Origin of the sequence: Caulobacter mirabilis, from assembly GCF_002749615.1 — a bacterium.
Lineage (GTDB): Bacteria > Pseudomonadota > Alphaproteobacteria > Caulobacterales > Caulobacteraceae > Caulobacter > Caulobacter mirabilis.
The window spans coordinates 2832551-2847572 of record NZ_CP024201.1; the positions used below are offsets into that span (position 1 = coordinate 2832551).

Annotated in this window: 16 protein-coding genes; 10 read left to right on the plus strand and 6 right to left on the minus strand. The window is 68.3% G+C overall.

Features of this window, described 5'->3' with window-relative positions; translation table 11 throughout:
* Window positions 1-49: 49 nt before the first annotated feature.
* Window positions 50-1195 (minus strand): NAD(P)/FAD-dependent oxidoreductase, encoded by a 1146-nt coding sequence (locus tag CSW64_RS13595; protein WP_216361174.1) that lies wholly within the window; start codon window positions 1193-1195, stop codon window positions 50-52.
* 178 nt (window positions 1196-1373) lie between these two features.
* On the opposite strand from CSW64_RS13595, the gene CSW64_RS13600 reads away from it, so the two are divergent.
* The 5 genes from CSW64_RS13600 to CSW64_RS13620 all read left to right on the plus strand — a co-directional run bounded on the left by CSW64_RS13600 (window position 1374) and on the right by CSW64_RS13620 (window position 6513).
* Window positions 1374-2672 (plus strand): alanine racemase, encoded by a 1299-nt coding sequence (locus CSW64_RS13600; RefSeq protein ID WP_099622623.1) that lies wholly within the window; start codon window positions 1374-1376, stop codon window positions 2670-2672.
* A 36-nt stretch (window positions 2673-2708) separates the two neighbouring features.
* Window positions 2709-3935 carry a glycine C-acetyltransferase gene (gene kbl / locus CSW64_RS13605; RefSeq protein ID WP_099622624.1) on the plus strand — a complete coding sequence of 409 codons (1227 nt, stop codon included), beginning with the start codon at window positions 2709-2711 and terminating at the stop codon, window positions 3933-3935.
* Window positions 3922-4743, plus strand: a complete 822-nt coding sequence (locus tag CSW64_RS13610; RefSeq protein ID WP_099622625.1) for an SDR family NAD(P)-dependent oxidoreductase — start codon at window positions 3922-3924, stop codon at window positions 4741-4743. Before kbl ends, CSW64_RS13610 begins: the two co-directional genes overlap by 14 nt.
* 402 nt (window positions 4744-5145) lie before the next feature.
* A complete protein-coding gene (gene cuyB / locus CSW64_RS13615) occupies window positions 5146-5880 on the plus strand; it encodes a cysteate racemase (RefSeq protein WP_099624246.1) in 735 nt (244 codons plus the stop codon).
* A 450-nt stretch (window positions 5881-6330) separates the two neighbouring features.
* On the plus strand, window positions 6331-6513 hold the full coding sequence (locus tag CSW64_RS13620) for a helix-turn-helix transcriptional regulator (protein ID WP_245863698.1): 183 nt from the start codon (window positions 6331-6333) through the stop codon (window positions 6511-6513).
* Between the two features lie 100 nt (window positions 6514-6613).
* Here the strand turns inward: CSW64_RS13620 and CSW64_RS13625 are convergent, their stop codons facing one another.
* From CSW64_RS13625 to CSW64_RS13645, 5 genes are read right to left on the minus strand one after another with little or no spacing between them, the layout of a single operon-like run.
* On the minus strand, window positions 6614-7336 hold the full coding sequence (locus CSW64_RS13625) for an anti-sigma factor (RefSeq protein ID WP_099622626.1): 723 nt from the start codon (window positions 7334-7336) through the stop codon (window positions 6614-6616).
* Window positions 7329-7913 (minus strand): sigma-70 family RNA polymerase sigma factor, encoded by a 585-nt coding sequence (locus tag CSW64_RS13630; protein WP_245863699.1) that lies wholly within the window; start codon window positions 7911-7913, stop codon window positions 7329-7331. Before CSW64_RS13630 ends, CSW64_RS13625 begins: the two co-directional genes overlap by 8 nt.
* A 54-nt stretch (window positions 7914-7967) precedes the next feature.
* Window positions 7968-8366 carry a DUF2177 family protein gene (locus CSW64_RS13635; protein WP_099622627.1) on the minus strand — a complete coding sequence of 133 codons (399 nt, stop codon included), beginning with the start codon at window positions 8364-8366 and terminating at the stop codon, window positions 7968-7970.
* A 1-nt stretch (window position 8367) separates the two neighbouring features.
* Complete coding sequence (locus tag CSW64_RS13640) at window positions 8368-9396, minus strand: SAM-dependent methyltransferase (protein ID WP_099622628.1); 1029 nt, start codon at window positions 9394-9396, stop codon at window positions 8368-8370.
* Window positions 9397-9409: 13 nt separating this feature from the next.
* Window positions 9410-10195 (minus strand): DUF1295 domain-containing protein, encoded by a 786-nt coding sequence (locus tag CSW64_RS13645; protein ID WP_099622629.1) that lies wholly within the window; start codon window positions 10193-10195, stop codon window positions 9410-9412.
* Between the two features lie 120 nt (window positions 10196-10315).
* Here CSW64_RS13645 and CSW64_RS13650 point away from each other — a divergent pair, with 120 nt between their 5' ends.
* The 5 genes from CSW64_RS13650 to CSW64_RS13670 all read left to right on the plus strand — a co-directional run bounded on the left by CSW64_RS13650 (window position 10316) and on the right by CSW64_RS13670 (window position 14758).
* Entirely contained in the window at window positions 10316-11656 is a 1341-nt protein-coding gene (locus CSW64_RS13650) for an NAD(P)/FAD-dependent oxidoreductase (RefSeq protein ID WP_099624249.1), read from the plus strand.
* Window positions 11656-12483 carry a DUF1365 domain-containing protein gene (locus tag CSW64_RS13655; protein WP_099622630.1) on the plus strand — a complete coding sequence of 276 codons (828 nt, stop codon included), beginning with the start codon at window positions 11656-11658 and terminating at the stop codon, window positions 12481-12483. The genes CSW64_RS13650 and CSW64_RS13655 overlap by 1 nt, the downstream gene beginning before the upstream one ends.
* On the plus strand, window positions 12473-12991 hold the full coding sequence (locus CSW64_RS13660; RefSeq protein ID WP_172448561.1) for a lipocalin family protein: 519 nt from the start codon (window positions 12473-12475) through the stop codon (window positions 12989-12991). Before CSW64_RS13655 ends, CSW64_RS13660 begins: the two co-directional genes overlap by 11 nt.
* A gap of 93 nt (window positions 12992-13084) precedes the next feature.
* Window positions 13085-13933 carry an outer membrane protein gene (locus CSW64_RS13665; protein WP_099622632.1) on the plus strand — a complete coding sequence of 283 codons (849 nt, stop codon included), beginning with the start codon at window positions 13085-13087 and terminating at the stop codon, window positions 13931-13933.
* Between the two features lie 642 nt (window positions 13934-14575).
* A complete protein-coding gene (locus CSW64_RS13670; RefSeq protein ID WP_099622633.1) occupies window positions 14576-14758 on the plus strand; it encodes a helix-turn-helix transcriptional regulator in 183 nt (60 codons plus the stop codon).
* Window positions 14759-15022 lie beyond the last annotated feature (264 nt).

Consider the following 15022-nt stretch of genomic DNA (forward strand, 5'->3'; position numbering starts at 1 on the left):
TCCGATCCTGACAACCGTTAGCGGGTACGCGCGCCCGGTTCGCGTCCCCCTAGTCCGCGGAATGGCGCGGGCGCGACGGCGACAGATCGAAGCTCGACACGTCCGCGCCGAGGTCTTCCGGGATCCCCCGATGACGCACGAGGCTGTCGGCGATCCGGGCCAACGCCGGGGCGGTCTGGATGCCGTAGCCCCCCTGCCCCGCCAGCCAGAAGAAGCCGGGTGAAGTCTCGTCATAACCGACCACCGGGCTGCGATCCGGCGCGAAGCTGCGCAGGCCGGCCCATTTCGCGACGATGCGGCGGCACTCCAGGGTGGTGGCGGTCTGAACCCGGTCGACGGCGACCGCCACATCCCAATCCTCGGGCTGCGCATCGCATGGCGGCGAGGGCGTCTCGTCCGCCGGCGAGAGCAGAAGCCTTCCCGCGTCGGGCTTGATGTAGAAGGTTTCGTCGATGTCGATCGCCATTGGCCAGTCATCGATGTCGCGCGCCGCCGGCGCATCGACCAGCAGCGCCGTCCGGCGATGCGGTCTGATTCCGACGCCTTGCACGCCGGCCAGCGCCGCCACCTCGTCAGCCCAGGCGCCGGCGGCGTTGACCACGACGTCCGCGAGAATCGACTCGGCGCCGAACCGTACGCGCCATCGCGTTCCCTCCCGCGACAGGGCGTCCACCCTCGCGTCGGTGATCAACCGACCGCCCCGCCGCCGGAAAGCCCGGATGTAGGCCTGATGCAGCGCGTCGACGTCGATGTCGCTGGCCGATGGCTCGAGCAGGCCCCGAACGGCGTAGTCCGCACGCAGGATCGGAAACAGCGCCGCCGTTTCGCGAGCGTCGAGCTCATGCGTGGCGGGCGCGATGTCCGGAAGCGCGGCAAAGGCCGACAGCGCCGCGACCTGGTCCCGCCGGCCGATCCAAAGCGAACCGCGCGACCTCGCCAGCGGCGTGGTGCAGAAGCTTTCGTCGTCGCCGAAGAGGACCGGACGACTGGCGCGCGAAAGCGCACGGACGACCCGATTGCCGTAGACCTCCGAGAACAGGGCGGCCGAACGTCCCGTGGCATGGAAACCGGCCTGGACCTCCTGTTCCAGGACCACCACGGCAAGGTCGGTCGCGAGATGGCTCGCCGCCGAGACGCCGGCCATGCCCGCGCCGATCACCACGACGTCGACGCACGTATCGGACAAGTCGCCCACCCGCTCTCCTTTTTGAAGGGACGGCGCTCCCCTCTCGGCACGCCCGTCACGAAAATCAAATTGATTGTTGCATCGGAAATTATCAACATGCAATTTAGCGCTTCGGAAAATTCACAATGATGAAGCACGATGTCGGCCCGCGCATCCGGGGGCGCTTCGACGAACCCGTGAGATCGCCATGACGCTCATCGCGCAAAAACTCGACCTGACGGACCTCCGCGCCGCGCCGCTGCCGTCGCGAGGCAAGGGGCTGCCGCTCGCGGCCGCGGGCGTGCGGCGCGGCGACGTCGTCCGCCAAGGCTGGCGGGCGCTGCGCGATCTGCCCACGCCCTTCTGCCTGATCCGCCGCTCGGCGCTGGATCACAACCGCCGCGTCATGGGCGACTACCTGCGCCGGGCCGGCGTCGAACTGTGCCCGCACGGCAAGACCACCCTGGCCCCGCAGCTTCTGGCGCTTCAGGCGGAAGATGGCGCATGGGGCTTCACCGCCGCCACGATCGACCACCTCCGCCTCTACCGCGACCACGGGATCACGCGGATCATCTTCGCGAACCAGCTCGTCGACCCGCTGGCGATCCGGTTCCTGGCGTCGGAGCTCGACCGAGACCCGGCGTTCGAGGTCTCCGTGCTGGTCGACGGCCAGGATGGGCTGGATCTGCTGCGGCGAGAAATCGGACAACGCCGAAAGGCGCGGCCGCTGGGCGTCCTGGTGGAAATGGGCGCCGCGGGGGGGCGGACGGGCGTCCGCGACCCCCATGCCGCCCTCGAACTGGCCCGCTGCATCGCCGCGTCGCCCGGATTGGAGCTTCGGGGAGTCGAGACCTACGAGGGCGCCTTCGCCGGCGCCGACAAGCCGGAGATTTCACGGCGGGTGGGCGAGTTGCTGAACGAGACCGCGCGCCTCGCAAACGCGACGTCGGCGGAAGGCCTGTTCGCGGTGCGGCGGCCGATCGTCACTGCGGGCGGGTCCAGCCATTTCGAACAGGTCGTGCGCGTCCTCCGCGCCCGCCTCGACTTCGACGCGGAGATCGTGCTGCGCAGCGGCTGCTATCTGACCGACGACCACGGCTTCTACGCCGCCAGCCGGACGGACGGCGGCTCCGGCCTCGCCATCGCCGAACCCTTCAAGCCGGCGCTGGAGGTCTGGGGCCATGTGCAATCGAGACCACAGCCCGATCTCAGCATCCTGACGCTCGGCAAGCGGGACGTCTCCTACGACCTCGGCCTGCCCGTCCCCATCCTCTGGGCCCCGGCCGACGGCGACGAGCGGCCGCGCCCCATCGGCGACGGGTTCGAAGTCCTGCGCCTCAACGACCAGCACGCCTATCTGCGGACCCCGCCCGATCATCCCCTGCGGGCAGGCGATCGCGTCGGCGTCGGCGTCTCGCACCCCTGCACCACCTTCGACAAGTGGCGGTTCCTGGCGCTCGTCGACGACGACGGCCGGATCGAGGAGATCGTCGAGACCTTCTTCTGACCCCGAGCCCGTCGCCAACGCCAATCGAGAAGCCCCATGAGTGAACCGTTCTACGCCAGGATCAGGACCGAGCTCGCGCGCATCGACGCCGAGGGCCTCGGCAAGCCCGAACGCGTGCTGGCCGCCCCCCAGGGCGTGGAGACGCTCGTCCGCGACGCACGAGGCGACCCCCGGGCGGTGCTCAATTTCTGCGCCAACAACTATCTCGGCCTGGCCGGCGACGCGCGCGTCCGGGAGGCCGCGGCCCGCGCCGCCCGGGATCACGGCGCCGGGCTGGCGTCGGTCCGCTTCATCTGCGGCACCCAGGAGATCCACAAGGAACTGGAGGCGGAGATCGCCGCCTATCTCGGCTTCGAGGACGCCGTGCTCTTCGCCTCCTGCTTCGACGCCAACGCCGCGGTCTTCGAGCCGCTGCTGGGAGAAGGCGACGCGATCGTCTCCGACAGCCTCAACCACGCGAGCATCATCGACGGCGTCCGCCTCTGCAAGGCCAGGCGCTACCGCTACGCATCGGGCGACATGAACGATCTCGAGGCGCAGCTGGTCCAGGCGCGCTCCGATGGCGCCCAGGCGATCCTGATCGCGACGGACGGCGTGTTCTCGATGGACGGCAAGTACGCCCCGCTCGGCGACATCCGCCGCCTGGCCGAGCGGTTCGACGCCCTCGTCATGGTCGACGACTGTCACGCCACCGGGCATCTCGGCCCCGGCGGCCGGGGCACGCCCGCCATGTTCGACGCCCCGGGCGAGGTGGCGATCGTCACCGGCACCTTCGGCAAGACGCTGAGCGGCGCCATGGGCGGCTTCATCGCCGCCCGGCGAGAGGTCGCCGACCTGATCCGCCAGCGAGCGCGCCCCTATCTGTTTTCCAACACTCTTGCTCCAAGCGTCTGCGGCGGCGCGCTGGAAGCGATCAGGATCGCGCGCTCCCCCGAGGGCGATGAACTGCGCGGCAGGCTGGCGCGGGCGACGCAGCGCTTCCGATCCGGGATCGAGGACATCGGCCTGCCTGTTCTGGAGGGGACGACGCCGATCGTGCCGGTGATGTTCGGCGACGCGCGCGCGGCGCAACTCGCCGCCGCCAGGCTCTTCGAAGCAGGCCTCCTGGTCACCGGGTTCTCGTTCCCGGTCGTCCCCAAGGGCCTGGCCAGAATAAGGGTCCAGCTCTCCGCCCTTCACAGCGACGAGCACATCGACGCCGCTCTTCGGGCTTTCGCGGCCGTCGCCGCGCCCCTGCTGGAGGAAACCGATGGGCGGATCTGATCTCGAGGGCCAGATCGCCGTCGTGACCGGCGGCGCCAGCGGCATCGGCCGCGCCGCCGTCGAGGCCCTCTCCGCAGCGGGAGCCGGCGTCGTCATCGCCGATCGGGACGGCGATACGGCCCAGGCCCTCGCCGCCGCCCTGCAGGCGGAGGGGCGCTCGGCGCACGCGATCAGCCTGGACATAGCGAAGTCGACCGAGTGCGATCACCTGGTCGCGGATACGCTCGCGCGCTTCGGCCGGCTCGACATCCTGATCCACAGCGCCGGCGTCGGCGTCGAGCGGCGCTTCCTGGAAACCTCAGACGAAGACTGGGAACGATTGATCTCGATCGACCTGAGCGGGTCCTTCTACTGCATGCGGGCCGCGGGGCGGGCGATGAGCGCCCGCGGCTACGGGCGCATCGTGGTGCTCTCGTCGACGGCGGGGGTCGCGGGCGGGACCGGCAGGGCCGCCTACGGGGCGGCGAAGGGCGGCCTCATCATGCTGACCAAGGTGCTGGCCGTCGAGCTCGCCCCGACGGGCGTCACGGTCAACGCGCTGGCGCCCGGCGCCATCGAGACCGAACTGGTCGCGAGAATGCACTCGGCGGAAACGCGGACGAACTATACGCGGTCGATCCCGATGGACCGATACGGCACGCCCGCCGAGGTGGCGCACGCCGCGCTCTTCCTGGCTTCGCCGCGGGCGAGCTACATCACCGGCCACGTGCTCGCGGTCGACGGCGGCTTCCTCGCCGCCGGAGTCATCAATCGGGAGGCGGCGACGGGGGCTCCGCCATCACCCGCGCCAACGCGATCAACGGCGTGAGCCGCTCACGCAGGCTTTGGGGCGCGCGGATCCAGCGCTCGGATCCGTCCTCGCCGACTTCCAGATAGCGGGCGCGTCCCAGGCGGAAACACCAAACGCCCCGCTCATGGCTATGAGGGTAGACCGGAACATGCACGCCGGCTCGCGCGAAGATGGCGACAAGCACCAGCGGCAGGCTCGTCAGGGCCTTCCGAACGTCGCCTGGAGGAGGTCCGACGGGCGGCCCGTCTCCAGACACGTGTTTGAACATCTTTCTTCCCCCTGCCGAGGCGCGACGCCTCTCGACCCGTCCGCCTCGCGAGGACACGTCCGGCGGCTCTCGGGGTTTGATGTCGGATCGCCCGCCTTCCTCAAGAAACGACCGGAATCAGCAGCGCGGTTTCCACCCCGGGCGCGTCCATGATGAGTTTCCCGGCCCCCTTCGAGAAAGTGCGGATCACCACCCCTCGGCGGCTAGGCGTGCTCGGCGGAATGGGGCCGCTGGCCACGGCGGATTTCTACGCGAAGCTGATCCGGTTGACGCTAGCGCGATCGGACCAGGAACACCTTCCGACCGTCATCGCCTCGTTGCCGCAGATACCCGATCGAACGGCCGCCATCATCGGCTCGGGCCTCTCCCCTCTTCCAGCGATGCGGGAAGCGTTGCGCGTTCTTGAGCACGCCGGGGTCGAGAGGGTGGCGATCCCCTGCAACACCGCTCACTTCTGGTTCGACGCGCTGCAAGGCGCCACGCACCTTCCATTGCTGCATATCGTCGACGCCGTGGCGGCGGCGTTGAGCGCCAGAGGCCTGGCCCCGGGCGACATCGTCGGCCTGCTCGCCACGGACGGAACGCTCAAGGCTGAAATCTATCAACGGCGGCTTCATAGATTCGGCTACGCCTGCGCCACGCCCACGCCGCATGGCCAGCGGTCGGTCATGAACGCCATCCGGCGAGTGAAGGCCGGAGAACCGGCCGCGGCGACCGCAGCGCTCCGGAACGCTGTGGCCGGCCTCCGTGAGAAGGGATGCGCCGCCGTCATTCTGGCCTGTACGGAGCTGCCGCTGGCCCTGCCGACCGAGCACAGCGACGTCCTGCTCGACGCAACCGAAGCCCTGGCGCTCGCCTGCCTGCGAGATGCCGCGCCGCCGCCGTGAACGGCCCGGCTGTAAGACTTCCCGGGGAAGCAGATCATTGCCGGCATGGTCGCGATGCCGAAAGGCCGTGCACGCGATCGTCGCCCCCGGGGCTAACGCTCGGTAAGCCCGGCAAGCAGACCTTTACGAGGTCAGAGGGGAATTACTCCCACTCGATCGCACGCGCTTCGGCAAGTCGCTGAGTTCGCTGAGGAATACGGGCGGAGCAGTTAGCTGCACCTCACAGCAGACCGACGGCGAAACAAGCTCATGATCTGATAGGGGAAATTTTCCACATCACACTTGCGTGCATTCTTCGGGCTATCGGGACCTCTTTCGTCGACTCCGGCCCTCTCTCGCCAGCCAGGAAGGAGGAATTTCATGATCGGTGGACGCTTCCGTCATACCGTCTGAAGACTTGGAGGCCACGGGGCTCTCGCCCATTTTCGGGCGATTGAGTGGACCCTCCTTGTGACCGACAGATCCAACAACAAGCCGAACACCCAACTGCCGAGATTCGTCCGCCGCGCGGAACTGCGCCGCATCGTCCCCCTGGCCGACACCACGATCTACGACCTCGAAGGCAAGGGCCAGTTTCCGCGCCGCTTCAGCCTGACGCCACGCTGCGTGGTCTGGGACCTGAACGAGGTCTAAGCCTGGCTCCGCGAACGACGCAAAGCCTCCGACGACGTTGGGCTGGAAGCGGACCAAGACCTCCGTGCTTCATTGCCGACGTTCTTAGGCAATCGCGCTTCTAGAGCGGCGTCAGACGCCCCTGCGCGACAACCGGACCTGTCGGAAGGCCGGTCGGCGACCCGCCCTCCGGTTCTACCGATATCGCCAGCGAAGCATCAGGGCTCAACGGCAGCGTGACGGACATGGCCGCGCTGGCGTCGTCGGGCATCACGCCCAGCGAAACCGGCGCGCCTTCCTTGGGCAGAAGCCACAGCTCATGCGAATGGCCAGGCTGGCCGTCCGGATCGACCGGCGTGACGATCACGCGGTTGCGCGCCTGATCCAGGGTGATGACGAACAGGACGCGACCGGTCTCGGACTGCATCCGGGTGCTGGCCAGAAGAGGCTGAAGCGCATCTGGTCGCTCAGGGGGCGGCGTGACGGCGCGGTCCGACGTCAACATCACAACGGCCAGCGCGACGGCGGCGGCCGTGGCCACGGCTGTGGCGGCGCGCCAGAGAGCGAGACTGTCCCACCACGGTTTCTGCTGAGCGCGGTTCCTCGGCAGGCCTCGGACGATACCGGCCCAAACTCTCTGGGACGGCGCGACGGGCGCCACGCCGTCCACCAGAGGGGTCAGCCGGTTCTCCCATGCGACGACCGCCGTGGCGAACGCCGGATCGCGGTCGGCCCGGGCCGCCGCGGCGGCGTGGGCGTCGCTGTCGAGCAGGCCCATGACGTACTCGGCGGCCGTCAGGTCCGCTTCGTCCTCAGGGGTAAAATCCAGCGGCTGGTCAGACATGGGCGCCGCCCAGGCAGGCGCGCAGGCGCAGCAGCGACCGGCGCATCCAGCTCTTCATCGTCCCCAGGGGCACGCCGGCGCGTCGGGCGAGAGTCTCGTAGGTCAGTCCTCCGAAGAAGGCCTGACGCACGCCCTCCGCCCGCGCCTGTTCCAACTGCTCGAGGCAAGCCTTGAGCCGCGCCGCGTCCTCGCCCGTCTCCAGCTGCTCGCTGGCCAGCGGCGCCGCGTCGGCTTGTTCGGCCACGACATCGTCCGACACGAAGCGGCGCCCGCCTCGCGACCGGATGCGGTCGATGGCGCGGTTGCGCGCCAGGGCCGCCAGCCAGGTGATGGGGCTGGCCCGTTCGGCGTCGAACATGTCGGCCTTGCGCCACACGGTGAGATACACGTCCTGCAGTACGTCCTCGGCCTCTTGCCGGTCGGGCAAGATACGGAGCACCACGCCCAATAGTTTCCCGGAGGTCGACCGGTAGATCTCCTCCAGCGCCGCGCGGTCGCCGGACGCCGTCCGCCGGAGGGCGGACGCCAGTTCTGTTCGCCTTTGGTCGGCGATCGAAGGCGGGGCGGATGCGGACACGCCCGGACGCTGGCATAGGTCCCCGGCCAGCGCAACGCGCCCGGACGGAGGACGTCAGCCGAACCGGCGGGCCAGCAGGTGACCGCCCAGCGCCGCCGCCGTCGTCACGAAGGTTCCCCACGCCAGGTCGATCAGGGTCAGATGCGTCGCCCAGACCTTGAGCGTCGCCTGATTGGTCAGGTCGTAGGTCGCATAGGCGACCAAGCCCAGGACCGCTCCGGCCGTCAAGGTGCGGCCGAGCGAATTCTCCCGCAGCCCAGGGAGCACCGCCAGGAAGACAACCCCGAAGACATAGAGCAGATAGAAGGCGCCTGCCGCGACCGGGTCGGGCTTGTCCGCCAGGATCGAACCGATCACCGGCCGATACAGGCGGCCGCTCATGATCGTCAGCCACAGACCGTCGAGCACGCCCATCGTCACGGCGGCTCCGACATAGGCCATCGCATAGCGCATCTCAGCGTCCCCCGACCGGCTTCAGGCGATAGTGGCTGACGCCCCATTCCTCGCCGACGTTGTCCCCGAACAGCCCGGCGGTCGCGAGGTAGAAGCGTCGCCAGCGCCGGGTCCACAGCCGCGCATCCCGGCCGTAGGTCGCGCGCATGATGCGATCCACCGCATGCGGCTGTGCGTCCATGTTGGCCAGCCAGTCGAGGGCCGTCCGACGGTAGTGCAGGCCGTTCCATCGCCATTCCTGCTGGATCTCGAACAGGTCGTCGAACTGGCGCATCAGGCCGTGACTGGGCATGACGCCGCCGGTGAAGAAATGCTGGGCGATGAAGTCCGACGCATCCGTCACGTCGAAGCGATAGGGCGTGGCTCGGTGGCTGAAGACGTGGATGAACAGTTCGCCGTCCGGCTTCAGCCAGGTTCGGGCGCGGGCCAGCAGGGCGCGCCAGTTGGCCATGTGTTCGAACATCTCGACCGAGACGATCCGATCGAAGCGGTCCGCGGTCTCGAAGGCGTTCATGTCGCGGGTCAGGACGGTCAGGTTCGTCAGACCGCGCGCCCGGGCCTGATCCTCGATGAAGCGGCGCTGGCCGTTGGAGTTCGAAACGGCGGTGATCGAGGACCCCGGAAAGCGTTCGGCCATCCAGAGCGACAACGAGCCCCAGCCGCAGCCCAACTCCAGAACCGACTGGCCGTCGCCCAGGCCCGCGTGGGCGCAGGTTTCGGCCAACGCGGCGTCCTCCGCCTCGGCCAGGGTCTCGGCGCCCGTGGGATACAGACAGCAGGAGTATTTCAGGCGCGGCCCCAGGCAGATGCGGAAGAACTCCGCTGGCAATTCGTAGTGCTGGCTGTTGGCGGCGTCCGTGTGCTCGGCGATCGCCCGCTCCGCCATTTCGCGGGCGAAGCCCTGGTCGGAAGTCGTATCCGTCGCCAGGCGTCGGCGCGCGCCGGCGACCATGCCCGCTATGGCGGGACGGGTGACGAAGTCCGGCGCCGGGGCGTCCTGGAACGAGCGGATCAGGGCTGTCAGGGACATGGCGGTCTCGCTTTCAGGCGATGGGACGCGGGGGACGAGGGAAGAAGCGCGACACCCGAGCCTGGTAGGCGCGATAGGCGTCGGGGCGGGTCTTGAGCATCTGCGCTTCCAGCGGCGGCACGCCGCTGACGTGGCTGAGCAGCCACCACATCAGCGCCGGGGCGAGCAGCGACAGCCAGCCGGCCGGATAGCCAGGCTGCAGGGCCATGACGGGATAGGCCAGCCAGCCCAGCCATTCGAAAAAGTAGTTCGGGTGGCGCGACCAGGCCCACAGGCCGACGTCGGCTACCTTGTTCGCATTGGCCGGGCTCCGGCGGAACGCCGCCATCTGCCGATCGGCCGCCCCCTCCCCGGCCACCGCGACCAGAAGGATGGCGACCGCCAGCCCCTCGCGCCAGCCGACCTCGGCGTCGGGACGCACAGCCGCGGCGCGAGCGGCGACCACAAGGACAAGGATCGTAGCGGCCTGGATCATCAGAAAGCCCCACGCCTTCAAACCCCAGCCGCCCCACGCACGCTTCAGCGTCTCGTAGCGCGGATCGACGTGGCCACTTCGCCAGGTCCGCGCCAAGATGTAGCCGCCGAGCCGGACCGCCCAGATGGCGACCAGGGCAGCGACGATCACCTGCCGGACCGGCGATGCGCCTTCCGACGGCTGCAGCGCCGCCCAGGCCGCCAGCAGTCCGACAGACCCCGTCCAGAAGACATCTGTCCATCCGCCGCTTCCGGTCACGCGCACCACGACCCAGGCCAGGGTCATCAGCGCGGCGGCGGCGAGGGCGGCGGCCAACAGGATCATGGGATCAGCTCTCCGACAGGTGTTCGCAGACAGCTACGCGCGACCCGCGACGGCGGATGCGCATCCGGATCGCCAGGAGATCCGTAGCTCCCGGCGATGACCTCCAGCGGAGCCGCCTCCATGCCGTCCAGCCAACAGCCGCCACGCCGGATCGCCGTCGTCGGCGCGGGGATATCCGGCCTGTCCTGCGCCTGGCTGTTGTCCCAGGCCCACGACGTCACCCTCTACGAGGCCGACGGGCGACTGGGCGGCCATTCCAACACTGTGGCTGTGGCGGGAGAGACCGGCGAGATCGCCGTCGATACGGGCTTCATCGTCTACAACGAGCCCAACTATCCCAACCTGACCGCCCTGCTCTCGCACCTCGGCGCACCTACCAAGCCGGCGCATATGTCGTTCGCCGTGTCGGTTGACGACGGCGACTTCGAATACTCCAGCCACGGCGCGGCGGGCCTGTTCGCGCAGAAGAGCAATCTGACCAGCCCCCGGTTCTGGTCGATGCTGGCCGATCTGAAGCGCTTCCACCGTCGGGCACCCCTGGACCTGCCGGTGCTGGAGACGTCCGGCATCTCGCTGGGCGAATACCTGAACCAGGGCGGCTACGGCCGGATGTTCATGGATCACCACCTGCTGCCGCAGGCGGCCGCGATCTGGTCGGCCTCGTCGCGGCAGATGGCGGACTATCCGGCGGCGGCCTTCGTCCGGTTCTACCGCAACCACAGGCTTCTGGAGGTGGACATGCGGCCCAACTGGCGCACTGTCGATAGCGGGAGCCGGGCCTACGTTTCCCGCCTGAGACAGGCGTTCCAGGGGCAGGTCCGTGCGAGCAGCCCCGTGCAGGGCGTGCTCCGCGACGCGACGGGCGCAACCGTCTTCACCGCGGACAGCCCCGACCATTTCGACGCCGTGGTCCTCGCGGTCCATGCCGATCAGGCCTTGCGCCTGCTCGCCCAGCCTTCCGCCGAAGAGCGGCGGCTGCTGGGCGCCCTCCCCTATCAGCGCAACCGCGCGGTCCTGCACCGGGATGTCCGTCAGATGCCCAAGCGCCGCGCCGCCTGGGCGGCCTGGAACCATGTCAGCCGTCGGGGCGACGACCGCTCGGCGGGCGGCGTCACCTACTGGATGAACCAGTTGCAGTCGTTGCCGGGCGGGCCGCTGATGGTGACGCTGAACCCGTTGCATGAGCCCCGCTCGGACCTGACCCTGGCCGAGTTCGACTATGAGCATCCGGTGTTCAACGCCGCGGGCCTGGCGGCGCAACAAGAGCTCTGGTCGCTGCAGGGTGACGGAAACATCTGGTTCTGCGGCGCCTGGTTCGGCTCGGGCTTCCACGAGGACGGCCTGCAGGCCGGCCTGGCTGTCGCCGAGCAGTTGGGCGGGGTGCGGCGGCCCTGGACGGTCGCCGACGAAAGCGGCCGCATCGTCCTGCATCCGCGCCCCCGCCTGGCGGAAGCGGCCTGATGGAAGGCGCGGCCGAATATCCGGCTTTCGGCCTGTACAACGGCGTGGTCACCCACGCCCGCCATCGACCGGTTCGGCATGCGCTGCGCTATCGCATCTTCATGCTGCTGATCGACCTGGACCAGGCGCCGGCGCTTCTGGCCGCGCGGCGCTGGTTGTCCAGCGGCCGGTTCGGACTGGTCGGGTTTCGGGAAGCGGACCACGGCGACGGAAGCGATCGCCCCTTGCAGGCGCAGGTTCGAGAGCGATTGCGCGCCGCCGGCCTGCCCGCCGATGGTCCGATCCGCCTGCTGACCATCCCGCGCGTGCTGGGCCACGCCTTCAATCCGATCAGCGTCTACTTCTGCCATCGCGCGGACGGCGGCCTGGTCGCCACCCTGTACGAGGTCTCGAACACGTTCGGCGAACGGCACGGCTATCTGATCTCCGTCGACGATCCCGACAGCGCCCTCGTGCGTCAGACGATCGACAAGCAGTTCTACGTGTCACCCTTCATGGACATGAATCTGAGCTATCGCTTTCGGGTCCAACCTCCGGGCGAAACGACGCGGCTGGTCATCGATGTCGACGGCAACGAAGGATCGATGCTGACGGCGGCCTTCGTCGGGCGCTGGTCGCCGCTGACGGACGCCCGTCTTTTGGCCGCCTGGGCTTCACACCCCCTGCTCACGGTGAAGGTGGTCGCCGGCATCCATTGGGAAGCGCTGAAGCTGTTTCTGAAGGGCATGCGCCTTCGGTCACGGCCGCCGCCGCCAGAACAAGCCGTCACCGTCGCGCGCCGTTCGGCCGGCAGCCCCGTTCATGGAGACCCCGCCCGTGTCGCCTAGATCCCTCGCCTTCATCGCCGCCATCCTCATCCTGATCCCGACCTCGGCGTGGGCGGCGCCCGAACCTGTCCGCTCGGTCGACCTCGATCGCTTCATGGGGCGCTGGCACGAAATCCTGCGCACGCCCAACAACCATCAGCGCAACTGCTGGGCGGCCAGCCAGGTCTGGTCCCGGCGGGAGGATGGTCGCTTCTCCATCCGCCAGACCTGCCATCGCGGATCCCGCACCGGGCGGATCCAGACCTTCGACACCACGGCGCGGGTGCTGAACCCGCCCCAGAACACCAAGTTCGAGGCCAGTTTCTTCGGCGGCCTGATCCGTCAGCGCTACTGGGTGATCGATCACGCCGACGACTACAGCTGGATGATCGCCACGACGGCCGACGGGGAGTTTCCGGCTCTATTGTCCCGAAGCCCCACGATGACGGCGGGCGAAGTCGGAAGGCTGCGGAGGAGGGTGGGCGAGTTGGGCCTGCCGACGGCGGCGCTCACGCCTTCGGAGCGCTGACGCGCGGGATCGGAAGGACGCCCTGCATCCGGGAGCGATGTCGCTCCGTACCTGTCTCCGGAGCAGCCCGCCGGGGGCTGACGGAGGACAGCCATGCGAACCTTTGACATCGCCGTCATGGTCGGAACGATCCTGGTCATCGCCAGCCCCGCCGCCGCCCAGGACTGGCGCGGCCCCTACATCGGCGCCTCGATCGGCGGCGCCATGGTCGACGACGACGAGGATGAACGGGTCGTCTTCGACACCAATCTGGACGGCGCCTTCAACGACACGGTGCGCAACGCAGCCATGGTCGACGCCTTCGGCCCCACGACGGCCAATCCGGGCGGGTTCTGCGGAGGCCGAGCGCGCAGCAACAATTTCGCGAGTGGCTGTATCGACGACGACGATGTCGGCGGCGATTTCGCGCTGCGCGCCGGCTGGGATTTCCAGACTGGCCCCTGGGTTTACGGGGTCGTCGTCGAGGCGGCGTCCGTGGACATCCAGGACTACGCGACCGCCTTCAGCATCACGCCGGCCGCCTACCAGTTCCAACGAGAGCTGAACGACGGGCTGTTCGCCGCCCGCCTGCGCGGCGGCCGCACCTGGGGCCGAGCGCTGGTCTACGCCACCGGCGGCGTCGCGACCGCCAAGGTGACGGACAGCTTCTCCACCACCAACACCGCCAACAGTTTCACGCCTCTGACGTCGGAGGACGACGCCACCGGCTATCAGTTCGGCGCCGGCGTCGAGACCTGGCTGACGGATCGTCTCACCCTTGGCGTGGAGTACCTCTACACCAACCTGGACGCCGGCGATGGCCTGACGGTCCGCACCGGCCCCGGCACGGCGCCGGCGACCAATCCGTTCCTGATCGTCAACCCGCAGGGCACCGATCAGCGGCGGATGGCGGACGAGTTGGCGTTCCAGAGCTTCCGGGTGACGCTGAGCGCCCGATTTTAGGAGGCCCGGGCGACATAGAAGACCCCGGATTGCCGGATGAAGGTGCTGAAAATCCCATCCAGAGGCCCTAGAATAGGCCCAAGAAGAGGTAGCGTCAGCAGCAGCGCCGCACCCGCAGATCCACCACCGTAGAGCTACCGGATCGCTCTGTCCGAACCCGCCTGCTAATATCGCCCCGTCATCAACGAAATCCCCTCGCCAGAGGCCGCACCCGCTCGCCCCCTACCCCTCACTCCCACTCGATCACACGCGCCTCTGCAAGTCGCTGAGTTCGCTGAGAAATACGGGCGGAGCACGTAGCTGCACCTCACAGCAGACCGACCGCGAGACAAGCTCATGATTCGATAGGGGAAATTTTCCACATCACACTTGCGTGCATTCTTCGGGCTATCGGGACCTCTTTCGTCGACTCCGGCCCTCTCTCGCCAGCCAGGAAGGAGGAATTTCATGATCGGTGGACGCTTCCGTCATACCGTCTGAAGACTTGGAGGCCACGGGGCTCTCGCCCATTTTCGGGCGATTGAGTGGACCCTCCTTGTGACCGATAGATCCAACAACAAGCCGAACACCCAACTGCCGAGATTCGTCCGCCGCGCGGAACTGCGCCGCATCGTCCCTCTGGCCGACACCACGATCTAGGACATGGAGTGCAAGGGACAGTGTCCGCGCCGCTTCAGCCTGACGCCACGCTGCGTGGTCTGGGACCTGGACGAGGTCGAAGCCTGGCTCCGCGAGCGACGCAAGGCCTCCGACGACGGCCTCGTCGCAACCCCGCCGCAGCCGGATGTGCGCCTGCGCAAGACGCGTCCGGTAAAGGAGCACTGACGCCGAGCTCCGAGAAATGGCGCACCCGGACAAGCTCCAAGTGCGCTATCCTCGCCGTTATCCAGGCTGCGCGATCGTCCCGTCTTCGCTCCCTGTTTACCGAACCAACGTTTCCAGGATAGCGGCTTGCACGGCCAGCCGTCACTGCCGCAAAGGCCAGAGCCGCGCTTGGAATCTGAGCCCAAGACCGTTCCACTCTCGCCTCAAAAGAGGTCAATTTCGGCCCTTTAACTGGATATTCGTCACGTAAGAGGCCATATTCGG